Consider the following 13572-nt stretch of genomic DNA (forward strand, 5'->3'; position numbering starts at 1 on the left):
AAATAATTGAATTAAAATTTGAGAGAAAATAATATTTTTGTTAATTATATAATAATGTATATTTTTGTGAATCAAAGGCATTATTACATTAACCTTTATGAGAGTTTAAAATGATAGTTGCAATAAATACAAATTTAATTTCAAAGGAAGACTTTGTTGTTATAAAACATCTTTTTCAGATATTAAAGGAGTATGAAATAAAAATTACCGTTAGCAAAGAGCTTAATGGTTTTTTGAAAAAATATAAATATTCTAATAACTTTCCTGATGTTTTTGAAAACAGTCAAGATTTAAGAGATTTTAAAGTTGACTTTTTTATTAGTATAGGTGGAGATGGGACATTTTTAGCTGCTTTATTATATATTAAAGATTCGGGAATTCCTGTTATTGGCATTAACACAGGGAGATTAGGCTTTTTATCATACAATCCGACAAATACAATCCGTGAAACGATAAAATCATTGATTAATAAGAACTATGAAATAGAAAATAGGTGTGTTTTAAAATTTGATACAAATAAGTGTATTTTTAATAATGATAATTATGCACTAAATGATTTTACAATTCATAAAAGAGATAACTCATCCCTTACAGCAATCACAATGTATTTAAATGGTGATTTTTTTAATACTTACTGGGGAGATGGGATAATTGTTTCAACGCCAACCGGTTCAACTGCATATTCTTTAAGTTGTGGTGGTCCAATTGTTTTCCCCGAATCAAATAATTTTGTTATTACACCAGTTTCTCCGCACAATCTTAATGTAAGACCTGTTATTGTTCCTGACAATGTAGAAATAACATTTGAAATGAAATCCAGAGAAAGAAACTTTTTAATTTCTTTAGATTCTCGTTATAAAATAATTAATAATAAAATAAAATTAAAAATATTAAAGGCTCCATTTTCAATGAAAACCGTGCGAATAAAGGGACAGAGCTTTAGTGGAGTTATTCGTGAAAAATTAATGTGGGGAAAAGATAGGAGAAATTTTTGAAATTAAATAAAATGTTTTATATTTGCTAATCAATAATTCACTGATTAAGTTTAAAAAGGATTAAAAATAAAGAAAAATGCGAAAAAATTTAGGACTGTTTATAATCGTAATAGCTTTAATGTTTTCTGGAAATAAAGCAAATTCTCAGGATTGGGAATTAGGTGTTTCGCTAGGAGCATCTGAGTATCTTGGAGATCTCACATACTCACATGTAACATGGAGTGAAAGTAAGTTCAATTTAGGTGGAATATATCGATATTATTTCAACCCAAGATTGAATTTTAAAGCTGCTGTTTTTTATGGAAATATTGAAGGCTCTGATGTTAATAAAGAAGTAGGAAGTGGTGGTGCATATACTCGTAATCTTTCTTTTAAATCTCATATTCTTGAAGGAACGGCTCAGGTGGAATTTAACATTTTACCTTATATTACAGGTAATAAACTCAGAAATTGGGCTCCTTATGTTTTTACAGGAATAAGTGTTTACAATTTTAATCCAAAAGGAGAATTAAACGGAACATGGTATGAACTTCAGCCGCTTGGAACAGAAGGGCAGGGTTTAGCAGGCAGTACTCAAGCACCTTATGATTTGACTCAAATTTCAATTCCTTATGGTTTTGGAATAAAATATAGTTTTAAAAGACCAACAAATAGTAGTGCATTAAATCTTTATTTGTGGAATATCGGTGTTTTTGTTCAGCAAAACAAAACCTTTAATGACCACCTTGATGATGTTGGAGGAACTTATCCGGATTATTCAAAGTTGGATGGAGGAACAAACGGTATTGTTGCTCAATTATCTGATAGACAGGGAGAAATGATTAATGGACAATATGTACCTGTTAGAGCAGTTGGTTCGAATAGAGGAAATCCTGATGCAGATGATATGTATATGTGGTTAGGATTTACAATTACAAAAACATTTAGAAAAAATACTTGTTTCTGTTTTTAAGAACCTTTTAAAAATAGTATAAAAGTGCAAAAAATACTCATCTTTTTTCTTGTAATTTTATTTCCTTTTGTTTCGTTTTCACAATATTGGGAAGTTGGATTGTTCGGTGGAACTTCTTTTTATAAAGGAGATCTTACTCCACAAATTATAGATTTTAATGAGATACATCATGCAGAAGGTGCAATTGTACGCTATAATGTTAATCAATGGTTTACGGTAAAAGGTAATGCGTATTACGGTGAAGTATCAGGTAATGATGCAAATGCAAAAGCATACGACACAAAAGTGAGAAATCTAAGTTTTAAATCAACATTATTAGATATTGGAGTTCAATCTGAAATTAATATTCGTGGTTTTCAAGCTGGGCATCCGAGATATAACAATACTCCATATTTGTTTTTTGGGTTATCTATTTTTAGATTTAATCCCAAATCTGAGTATAATGGAACATGGTATGAATTGCAACCTATGGGAACTGAAGGGCAAGGAACTACAAAATATAACGACAGAGAAAAGTATGCTCTAACTCAGGTATCAATTCCAATGGGTTTCGGTTGGAAGTATGCTTTAAACAGGTATTGGAATGTAGGTATGGAATTTGGAACAAGAGCTACTTTTACAGATTATCTTGATGATGTTAGTAAAACTTATGTTGAAGATGATGTGTTAAGAAGTAATCATGGAGAAATAGCTGTTTTACTTGCAAATAGATCAGGAGAATATCTTGATGAATATGAAAGTTTTACATCAGAAGATAATAGAGGAAATCCAACAAAACTAGATTGGTATTATTTTGCAGGAATTACTATCTCCTATAACATACTGCCAAATGCCTGTTATAGATTTTAATCAAACGAAAATTTACTTAAAATTAAGGCAATTCAATCTTAAAAAAATCGTTAATAAATAATAAATTTTTATACAATAGGTTAATGAAAAATCTTACCTTTGTTATTTTACTTAACAAAACAAACAAGAACTGATTATGCGAAAGTTTTTAATGGTTGTTTTATTTTTATTCCCAATATTCACTTATGCACAATTTTGGGAAGTCGGTACATTCTTTGGCGGTTCAAATTATAATGGAGAATTTGTAGAAAATGTAATAGTTGTAAAAGAAACGCATCCGACAATAGGTGGCGTTGTACGTTTGAATCTTTCAAGACAATTTTCTTTAAAAGCCAATTTTTATAGAGGAAAAGTATCGGGAACTGATCAAAATGCTAAAAAGTATTTTCATAGATCATGGGATAGAAATTTGCATTTTCGCTCTACTATTTTTGATATTGGTATTACTCCTGAATGGAATATTTTAGGATATAAAACAGGTAGTTTCAAATATCATTCATCTCCTTATCTTTTTGCAGGAGTTTCATTATTTAAAATGAATCCTCAGGCACAGTATAATGACGAATGGGTGAATTTACAACCCATTGGAACTGAGGGACAAAACTTAAGTAAATATGAGTATAGAAAGTATAATTTATTACAATTTGCTATACCGTTTGGTTTTGGATGGAAATTTTCAGTTGGGAAAAATATCAATCTTGGCATTGAAGCAAGTGCACGAAAAACATTTACAGATTATTTAGATGATGTTAGTTCGTATTATGTTGACCCCAAAGATTTAAGACTTCGTGGTGGTGAAATTGCGGTAAAACTTGCTAACAGAACAGGCGAAGTTAATCCTGAACCAATCGAGTATGATGAGGATAAACTTAGAGGAAGTCCCGATGTTGATGATTGGTATTATTTTTTGGGGATGACTATTACATACTCTTTCTTACCCATTGGTTGCATAAGCTTCTGATAAATAATTTATTTAAGACGCACATTGAGATAAAAAAATAAAATTAGATTTCGGAGATTAAGGCTTAAGTATGCAGAAAATAAAAATCATATTTGCATTTATTCTAATTCCAACAATATGCTTTTCTCAAAATTGGGAAATAGGACTTATAGTTGGAGGTTCTAATTATCAGGGAGATATTGCACCCAACATCGCCATATCAGAAACACATTTTGCAAGCGGTTTTTTTTTCAAAAGGAATTTAAGTAAATATTTTTCATCTACATTTTTATTTACGCAATGTGAAATATCAGGAAATGATAACAACTATGATTATCTTCAACTTAGGAATCTTGATTTTCGATCCTCAATTACAGAACTAAGTTATCAATTAGAATTTAATTTCTTCCCATTCTCACTTGGTCTTCATCCCAACAATTATACTCCTTATGTTTTTACAGGAATTTCTGTTTTTAAATTTCAACCACAGACAATTTATAATGGAGAAATGATAAATCTTCATGCTCTTGATACTGAGGGTAAAATTCTGATGAGTAATAGTTCATACTCATTATATCAAATGGCTATTCCAATTGGTGGTGGATTTAAAATAAAAGTTACACCAAATTTCAATTGTGCAATAAATTTGGGATTTAGATATGCATTTACCGATTATCTTGATGATGTTAGTACAACATATTATGATGCTGAAATTTTGGAAGATAATTATGGTAAGATGGCAACTTTGCTTTCTGATAAAACCGATAATGAAGTAGTAAGTTTTAATGGCAAGCAAAGAGGAAGGCAAGATTACAAAGATTGGTATATTATAGGAGGTATAACAATTTCATACCGAATTAAAAATGCTGTATGTTATTTTTAGTACTTTTGTACTCATATTTTTTGACTGACAATAATGAATTTAAAAGATAAAATAAATAAAGATAGGCTACCGGAACACATTGCTATTATTATGGATGGTAATGGAAGGTGGGCAACGAAATTTGGAAAAAATAGAATGTTCGGGCATAAAAATGGTGTAAAAACTGTTAGGAAAATTGTTGAAGCCAGTGGTGAAATAGGACTAAAATACTTGACATTATATACTTTTTCAACAGAAAACTGGAATAGACCACCCAAAGAAATAAGTGCATTAATGGATCTTTTGGTAATGACTATTCATAAAGAACTTAAAGATTTGAATAAAAACAATGTAGTTATTAAAGTGATAGGAGACATTGATAGGCTGAATAAAAAAATTCAAAGTGAATTACGACATGCTATTGATACTACAAAAAACAATACAGGACTTAATCTGGTAATGGCACTAAGTTATAGTGCAAGATGGGATATTATTAAAGCAATAAAAAAAATTGTTGTTGAAGCAGGTGAAGGGAAAGTAGTTCAGGATGATGTATCTGAAGATTTTGTTGAAAAGCGTTTGAGTACTGCGGGTATTCCTAATCCGGAGTTACTTATTAGAACAAGTGGAGAGTTCAGGATTAGTAATTTCCTTTTATGGGAGTTGGCATATTCAGAAATGTACTTTAGTGAAAAATTTTGGCCAGAATTTTCAAAAGATGATTTCTATGGTGCAATTCTTGATTACCAAAATCGAGAAAGAAGATTTGGAAAAGTTAGTGAGCAATTGTAGTAATATGAAAAGAAAAATATTTTTTGTCGTTTTAAGTTTAATTACCTTTAATACATTCTCTCAAAATATTTCGGATGAGTTTGACTATTCAGTTCCAAGGACCTATAATCTTGCAGGAGTTAACGTAGAGGGGAATGGAAATATTAATGAAAATATAATTATCGCTTACGCAGGTTTGGCATTGGGAAAAGAATTGTCAATTCCAGGTAATGAAATATCAAAAGCAATAAGAAATTTATGGAAGCAAAAGTTATTTGCGGACATTAGTATTGTTGCTGAAGAAATAAAAGGTAATAATATTTATTTATTAATAAAAGTAAAAAGCAGAGCTAGGTTATCAAAGTATTCTTTTAAAGGAATAAAAAAATCTGATGCTGAAAAGTTACGTGGAAAAATATCCTTAGTTAGAGGAGAAATAGTTACAAAGCAACTTTTACAAAATGTAAATAACAAAATTAAAAAGTTTTACATTGAAAAAGGATACTATAATTCTACAGTGAAAATTGAGCGAATACCTGATACAACTTTTGGACGTAATAACCTCCATTTAAAATTTGATATTGATAAAGGCGAAAGAATTCGAATTGAAGAATTGGAAATTGTTGGAAATGAAAGTGTTAAAATTGGAAAAATTAGAAGATTACTTAAAAAAACAAATGAAAACAACTTTTTAAATATTTTCAGGTCTTCAAAATTTATTAAATATGAATTTAAGGAAGATAAGAAAAAAGTTGTAGAATATTATAATTCTTTGGGTTATAGGGATGCGAGAATTATTGAAGATTCAGTGTATATTATTGACGAAAAGTCCTTGGGAGTAAAGATTAAAATTTTTGAAGGGAATAAATATTATATAAGAAATATTTCTTGGACAGGAAATACAAAATATACTACCGATAATTTAAATAGAGTTTTAGGAATAGGAAACGGTGATATTTACAATCCCCAATTACTCACAAAAAAGTTAAACATGAATCCTACAGGGGTTGATATATCATCTCTTTATATGGATAATGGATATCTTTTCTTTTCAATTCAGCCAATTGAAGTGTTAATTAAAAACGATAGCGTTGACCTTGAAATGAGAATATTTGAAGGTCCTCAAGCAACTATAAATCATGTTTCTGTAACCGGAAATACAAGGACAAGTGATCATGTAATTATGCGTGAACTAAGGACAAGACCTGGTAAAAAGTTTAGTAGAACCGATATTATTCGTTCTCAAAGAGAGTTGTCTCAACTTGGTTTCTTTGACCCTGAACAAATGAATGTTATACCTACTCCTAATCCTGAAGACGGAACTGTTGATCTTGAATATAAAGTAGTTGAAAAGCCATCTGACCAACTTCAGTTACAAGGTGGTTGGGGTGCTGGCAGATTTGTTGGTAGCCTTGGATTTGTTTTTAATAATTTTTCTTCAAAAAAGATTTTTAAATTTAAAGAATGGAGACCTTTACCATCGGGAGATGGACAGAGATTGAGTATAAGGTTTCAATCAAATGCAATTTATTATAGTTCATTTAATTTTTCCTTTACAGAACCTTGGTTTGGAGGTAGAAAACCAAATTCTTTTACAATTAGCTTGTATAGGTCAATACAGTCAAATGGTGCTGCAAGAGAAAGCACTGAAAGACAACAGATTCAAATTTCTGGTATTACAATTGGGCTTGGAAAAAGATTGAGATTTCCTGATGATTATTTTACATTGTACAACTCTATTGCATTTCAGCGTTATAATTTGGATAATTATCAATATGAATTTTCATTTACTGATGGGATTTCAAATAATTTTAACTTTTTACATCTTCTTTCAAGAAATTCAATTGACCAACCAATTTATCCAAGAACAGGTTCAAAATTTTCTTTAAGCTTGCAATGGACACCTCCTTTTTCATATTTTAGCGATGTAGATTATAAAAATGCAACGGATCAAGTAAAGTATAAATGGATGGAATATCACAAGTGGAAATACGAGTCATCTTGGTTTATAAATATTTTTGATAAGTTGGTTCTAAATTCAAGAATGGAATTTGGTTTTCTTGGTTTGTATAACAGAGATATCGGAATTACTCCCTTTGAAAGATTTTATGTTGGGGGAGATGGGTTATCAGGATATCATCTTGATGGACGAGAATTAATAAAATTAAGAGGGTATGAAAATAATTCATTAACTGCTGAAAGTGCAACTGAAAAAGGTGGAACGATTTATAATAAATATACTTTCGAATTAAGGTATCCTGTTTCACTGAATCCTTCAGCAACGGTTTATGGATTAGTATTCGCAGAAGCAGGTAATAGTTGGTTGAAATTCAACAAGTTCAATCCTTTTGATGTGCACAGATCTGTTGGTGCAGGTATTAGAATTTTTATGCCAATGTTTGGCTTGTTAGGATTTGATTGGGGATATGGTTTTGATAATATTCCAATGCATCCTACCGCACATGGTTCAAATTTCCATATTTCTATTGGACAGCAGTTCTAAAAATTGATTTGGCACTTTTTATGTAATAAATAATTTAAAAAATTCTATTAATTAAAAATCCTTATTATGAAAAACCTAAAATATTTTACAGCAGTTATCGTATTTTCATTTTTGTTTTTTTCAACTGCACAAGCACAAAGATTTTCCTATGTTGACACAGAATATATCCTTGAAAAAATGCCTGAATACAGGTCAGCACAGAAACAACTGGATAATTTGGCCAAACAATGGAAAGATGAAGTGAAGATAAAAATGCAAGAAGTAGAAAAATTATATAATAATTATAAAGCCGAGCAGGTTTTGCTTCCTGAGGATGTAAGAAAGAAAAAAGAAGAATCTATTTTAAAGAAAGAAGACGAATTAAATAAGTTGAAACAACAAAAATTTGGAAAGGAAGGAGAGTTGTTTAAAAAGCGAAAAGAATTAATAAAACCTATTCAGGATAAAGTATTTGATGCTGTTCAAAAATTAGCACAGGATGAAGGTCTTGATTTTATTTTTGATAAAGCAGGAGCAGTTACAATGTTATATGTAAATGCAAAATATGATAGGAGTGATGAAGTTTTAGATATTTTAGGGATTGAAGTAAAAAAGAAATAACATTCTGCTTAACTATTATTATCTAATTCAAATACTGTATCTTTGCACCTAAAAAAATAAATTTTAAATTATTATGAAATTAAAAAGTATTGTATTATCAGTTTTAATCTTAGTGGTATTCCAGTCATTTGGACAAAAAAATGTAAAAATAGGACACATTAATACTTCTGACTTAATTCAAAAATTACCGGAATTTACTAAAGCTCAACAAGCCATTGAAAAACAAGGAAAGATGTTTGAAAACCAAATTAATGTCTTAGTTTCAGAATATACAACAAAGGTTGAAGCCTATAAAGAACTTTCAGGAGATATGACTTCTGCAATTAGAGAAGACAAAGAAACTGAAATAATGCAACTTGAAGAACGCATAAAAAAGTTTCAGAAAAGAGCTGAAAATGAATCACAAAAAAAACGCCAAGAATTGATGGATCCTATTATAAAAAGTGTTGAAAATGCTGTAAACGAAGTAGCAAAAGAAGAAAAGTATGATTATATTTTAGATACTTCAAGTGGAGTTGTTTTATTTTCAAAGGATAGTGATGATATTACTCTTTTAGTAAAGAAAAAGCTTGGTATAAATTAATAAAATCCATCACATTGTCTTCAGACAAACCCATAGGTATTTTTGATTCAGGAATAGGCGGACTTACTATTGCACATTCTATTTCTGAGTTGTTGCCAAAAGAAGAGATTATTTTTTTTGGTGATACTGCTCATTTACCTTATGGTAATAAATCTGCTCGTGCAGTAAAACATTATTCTGAAAAAATTACGGAACTTTTACTCAAAAGGTCTTGTAAAATAATTGTTATTGCTTGCAATACTGCATCATCTGTAGCTTTTAATGTTGTTAATCAAAAATATGGTAATGAAACAAGGATTATTAATGTAATTGATCCTGTAGTAAAGTATGCAGTTGAAAAAATAAATCCAACTCAAATCGGAGTAATCGGAACGAAAAGAACTATTGCTTCAAGGGCATATATTAAAAAACTAAAAACACTCAATCCTGATATAATTGCAAAAAGTATGGCAACACCATTGTTGGCACAAATGATTGAGGAAGGCTTTTTTAATAATAAAATTAGCATGGCTGTAATAAATGATTATCTTTCAAGAACTCACTTAAAAGATATTGATAGCTTAATTTTAGGTTGTACTCATTATCCCTTAATAAAAGATGAGATTAACAAGTATTATAAGGGTAAAGTAAATATTCTTGATAGTACTGATATTGTTGCTACGGAGGTAAAAAGAGTACTTAATAAATATAATCTTATAAATGAGTCTGAAACAGTAAAGGAAAATAATTTTTATGTTTCTGATTATACAAAGTCATTTCAGAAAACAACAGAAGTGTTTTTTAAGAAAAAAATAATTTTAAAAGAATTTCCAATCTGGGATTTTGATCAGGCAACTTTTGATTGACCTATTTTTAACTCTCCAAGTTTTTGTTTTACATCTTTTAGTGTAACTGTATATTCGGTTACATCATTTGCTGTTGGAAGTTCGTACATAGCATCTATCATAATATGTTCAAATAATGAACGTAATCCACGTGCTCCTGTTTCAAGTTCTATTGATTTTTCAGCAATGTACTCAATTGCATTTTTATTGATTTTGAATTTCACACCTTCAATATCAAGCATTTTTGCATATTGTTTTGTAATTGCATTTTTTGGCTGAGTTAGAATTTTAATAAGAGCTTGTTTATCTAAAGAATCAAGGTATGAAATAATTGGTAAACGTCCGATAAGCTCAGGTATAAGCCCGAATTTTCTAAGGTCATGTGGAGTTGTGTATTTTAAAGGATTTGTAATTTTATCATCTTTTGAATTAACTGACTTGAAACCAATATTCTGTGTGTTAATTCTTCGATTAATTATTTTATCCAACCCATTAAATGCTCCACCACAAATAAACAGAATATTTTGTGTATTAATTTTAACAAAGCTTTGCTCAGGATGTTTTCGTCCTCCTTTTGGTGGCACATTAATTATATGTCCTTCAAGGAGTTTTAACAAAGCTTGCTGAACACCTTCTCCAGAAACATCTCTAGTAATGGATGCATTATCACTTTTTCTTGTAATTTTATCTAATTCATCAATATATACAATTCCGTTTTCTGCTTCTTTTTCATTGTAATCAGCAGCTTCAAGAAGGCGTGTTAAAACTGTTTCTACATCCTCTCCTACATAACCTGCCTCTGTTAGAACTGTAGCATCAGCAATGCAAAAGGGAACATTTAGCATTTTTGCAATTGTTTGAGCAATAAGTGTTTTTCCTGTTCCTGTATTTCCAACAAGTAAAATATTTGATTTATCAATTTCAACTTCTGATTTTGCAAGATTGTTTTTTAGCCTTTTGTAATGGTTGTAAACCGCTACGGCAATAACTTTTTTCGCTTGATTTTGTCCTATTATATATTTGTCAAGAAATTTTGAAATTTCTTTTGGTTTAGGAACCCTTGTTAAATTTTGTTCAGAAAATTTACGACCTGTTTCTGTTTGTGCAATTTTATTAGCTTCAGATGCACAATAATCACAAATAAAACCATCTTTTCCTTTTATTAGGATGTTTACTTGGTTTCTTGGTGCATCACAAAATGAACATTTATCTGCCATAATAATAAATTATTTATTCGTAAAGATTATTTCATTTCTTGACTGCTAGTAAGAATTTCATCAATCATTCCGTAGCTTTTTGCTTCTTCGGAATTCATCCAAAAATCTCTGTCAGAGTCTTGGGCAACTTTTTTAACATCTTGCCCTGTGTGATTTGCAATAATCTTATATAGCTCGTTTTTAAGTTTTATAATTTCTTTTGCTGTTATTTCAATATCAGTTGCTTGTCCTTGAACTCCACCTAATGGCTGATGTATCATTACTCTTGAGTGTTTCAATGCAAATCTTTTATTTTTTTCACCGGCACATAGGATTATTGCTGACATTGATGCCGCCATTCCTGTACAAACTGTAGATATTTGAGGTTTAATGTATTGCATAGTATCATAAATTCCAAGTCCTGCATAAACAATTCCCCCTGGACTATTTATGTAAAGTCTGATTTCCCTGTCTGGATCTGTTGACTCAAGAAATAACAACTGTGCCTGAATTATGTTTGCAACGTCATCAGAAATTGGAACTCCAAGAAAAATAATTCTATCCATCATTAATCTTGAAAAAACATCCATAGAAGCGATGTTCATTGGGCGTTCTTCAATAATGTTGGGAGTAATATAGTTTGTAGTTTTATAATATTGGTCTAATTTAAGACTGCTTATTCCATGATTGCTGATTGAATATTTTTCAAATTCTTTTGTAATATCTTTATTCATGATTGTTTTGCTTATTTATTAAAGTTTTAAAATTTTCAGAACTTATACTTTTTGTTTTGAATTCATTATTTTTGATAATAATATCCATAACTTTTTTTACAACAATAGTTTCTTGGATATAATTAATGTTTTCTTTCTTTTGCAAGAATTCTTTTAATACATCCTCCATTTGATCAGGTTGAGGTTGCATGCCATATTGCATATACATGTTTATGACGTAATTATAAGATTCTTTTGAAATTTCTTCATTAGTAACTTCAATTTTGTTTTCTTTGGCAATAAAATCTGTAATTAATGACCATTTTAGTCGATTCTTAAAATTTATTCTTTCTTTTTGCAACTCTTCTTCTGTTAAGTCTTTTTTCTTCTCTTCAATTTCGAATTCAAAAAGTTTGTCAATGAATTTAATAGGTAATTTAATGTCTGCTTTTTCCATTACTGCTGTATGAATGTCTTTTGTTAACAGTTCAAGACAGCTTCTTTCATTCATTTTTTCAAGTGTGCTTGTAATCTCTTTATTAAAATCTTCAAGATTACTTGCTTTATCTTGTGTAGCTTTTTTGAAAAGTTCTTCATCCATTGTAGCTTTTTCTTGCAAATGAATTGATATTATTTCTACTTCAAAAGTAGCATTTGCATCATCGGCTTCAAGTATTTCAATTTCAAGAAACTTAGCAAATTCTTTTCTATTATTAAAAGTAGTATCAATATTTATTTTTATAGTTTCTTCATTTTTTTTGCCAAGAAGTTCTTTCTTGAATTTCTCTGGCAAATCAGATACGTTTTTAGAAGTTTTTTTTGTAATTCCTTTTTCTAACTTTTCTTCTTTTTCGTCAAGCTCAAAAAATTCAAGATATAATCTAATGTTTTTGTTATCTTCTATTGTTTCAGGCTGGGTATGTTTGCCAAAAGTATTACGGATGATATCTATTTCTTTTTCAAGGTCTTCTTTTTCAATAGAAATTTCATATTTTTTAATGTTTTTTAAAACAGTTTGGGTATCAATTTCTAGATTTTCAACAATGCCGATATCATAATTAAATTCAAATTCTTTATCACTTTTTAAATCAATAGCTTTGTCATTTGCAATAGGTAATAATGGCTTTAGAATTTCAACTTCTTCCTTTTTTATATAGTCATCAATTGATTTTTCTAATTTTTTTTCTAAGTTTTCCTTAACAAGACCTTCCCAAAGGTATTTTTTTGCAACACCTAAGGGTATCTTTCCTTTTCTGAATCCGGGAATATTTAATTGTTGCTTTTGTTTTTTTAAGGATTTTAGTGTGTCTTCTTCAATGTCTTCAAGTTTGATGTTTACCGTAAGAATAGCATCTAAATTATTCTCATCTTTGTTTAAAGTAATATCCACAATAATTATTATTTTTGATTTTTATAAAATTTTAAAGAGTACGGATGGGGGGACTTGAACCCCCACGTCTCTCAACACTAGATCCTAAATCTAGCGCGTCTACCAATTCCGCCACATCCGCAAAAAGGTGCAAATTTAATGATATTTTTGTAAAAAATGAAAAACTAAAGAAATAAAATTTATAATTGATTAGCAATTAGTTATAGGGAAATGCTTCGTTATGAAAAAATAATTTTTTAAGGATTACTTAGTGGCACTAAGAAAACTTTGTATTACTCATTATACTTGGGCTTTGAATTAATAATGGATGTGAATGTAAAAGTCATTCAATTGTCATTAATATTCTAACAGTCAAAAATATACGTTTTTCTTAGAGACACTAACTATATGCACT

General features: G+C 29.5%; 13 protein-coding genes and 1 tRNA gene. 10 read left to right on the forward strand and 4 right to left on the reverse strand.

Annotation, left to right across the window (positions count from 1 at the left end; all coding sequences use genetic code 11):
* Positions 1-110: 110 nt before the first annotated feature.
* From U9R42_14390 to murI, 10 genes are all read left to right on the forward strand, one after another.
* Positions 111-995, forward strand: a complete 885-nt coding sequence (locus U9R42_14390) for an NAD kinase (protein MEA3497213.1) — start codon at positions 111-113, stop codon at positions 993-995.
* A gap of 76 nt (positions 996-1071) precedes the next feature.
* A complete protein-coding gene (locus U9R42_14395; GenBank protein MEA3497214.1) occupies positions 1072-1947 on the forward strand; it encodes a DUF6089 family protein in 876 nt (291 codons plus the stop codon).
* A 24-nt stretch (positions 1948-1971) separates the two neighbouring features.
* Positions 1972-2796 (forward strand): DUF6089 family protein, encoded by an 825-nt coding sequence (locus U9R42_14400; GenBank protein ID MEA3497215.1) that lies wholly within the window; start codon positions 1972-1974, stop codon positions 2794-2796.
* 136 nt (positions 2797-2932) lie between these two features.
* A complete protein-coding gene (locus U9R42_14405; protein ID MEA3497216.1) occupies positions 2933-3757 on the forward strand; it encodes a DUF6089 family protein in 825 nt (274 codons plus the stop codon).
* A gap of 70 nt (positions 3758-3827) precedes the next feature.
* The gene (locus U9R42_14410) at positions 3828-4619 is read left to right on the forward strand and encodes a DUF6089 family protein (GenBank protein ID MEA3497217.1); all 792 of its coding nucleotides are present in this window, start codon (positions 3828-3830) and stop codon (positions 4617-4619) included.
* Between the two features lie 33 nt (positions 4620-4652).
* Positions 4653-5390 carry an isoprenyl transferase gene (locus tag U9R42_14415; GenBank protein ID MEA3497218.1) on the forward strand — a complete coding sequence of 246 codons (738 nt, stop codon included), beginning with the start codon at positions 4653-4655 and terminating at the stop codon, positions 5388-5390.
* 4 nt (positions 5391-5394) lie between these two features.
* Positions 5395-7872, forward strand: coding sequence for an outer membrane protein assembly factor BamA (bamA, locus tag U9R42_14420; GenBank protein MEA3497219.1), 2478 nt, complete (start codon positions 5395-5397; stop codon positions 7870-7872).
* Positions 7873-7938: 66 nt separating this feature from the next.
* Positions 7939-8472, forward strand: coding sequence for an OmpH family outer membrane protein (locus U9R42_14425; protein ID MEA3497220.1), 534 nt, complete (start codon positions 7939-7941; stop codon positions 8470-8472).
* A gap of 73 nt (positions 8473-8545) precedes the next feature.
* Positions 8546-9055 carry an OmpH family outer membrane protein gene (locus tag U9R42_14430; protein MEA3497221.1) on the forward strand — a complete coding sequence of 170 codons (510 nt, stop codon included), beginning with the start codon at positions 8546-8548 and terminating at the stop codon, positions 9053-9055.
* A gap of 14 nt (positions 9056-9069) precedes the next feature.
* Positions 9070-9900, forward strand: a complete 831-nt coding sequence (murI, locus tag U9R42_14435) for a glutamate racemase (protein MEA3497222.1) — start codon at positions 9070-9072, stop codon at positions 9898-9900.
* On the opposite strand, the gene clpX is transcribed toward murI, so the two are convergent.
* The 4 genes from clpX to U9R42_14455 form a co-directional block, all read right to left on the reverse strand.
* The gene (gene clpX / locus U9R42_14440) at positions 9882-11096 is read right to left on the reverse strand and encodes an ATP-dependent Clp protease ATP-binding subunit ClpX (GenBank protein ID MEA3497223.1); all 1215 of its coding nucleotides are present in this window, start codon (positions 11094-11096) and stop codon (positions 9882-9884) included. The genes murI and clpX overlap by 19 nt on opposite strands.
* Before the next feature lie 26 nt (positions 11097-11122).
* Complete coding sequence (locus tag U9R42_14445; protein MEA3497224.1) at positions 11123-11809, reverse strand: ATP-dependent Clp protease proteolytic subunit; 687 nt, start codon at positions 11807-11809, stop codon at positions 11123-11125.
* Positions 11802-13178, reverse strand: coding sequence for a trigger factor (locus U9R42_14450; GenBank protein MEA3497225.1), 1377 nt, complete (start codon positions 13176-13178; stop codon positions 11802-11804). Before U9R42_14450 ends, U9R42_14445 begins: the two co-directional genes overlap by 8 nt.
* 39 nt (positions 13179-13217) lie before the next feature.
* Positions 13218-13299: transfer RNA gene (locus U9R42_14455), tRNA-Leu, on the reverse strand.
* Positions 13300-13572: the final 273 nt, after the last annotated feature.

It is taken from the genome of Bacteroidota bacterium (assembly GCA_034723125.1).
Classification (GTDB): domain Bacteria; phylum Bacteroidota; class Bacteroidia; order CAILMK01; family JAAYUY01; genus JAYEOP01.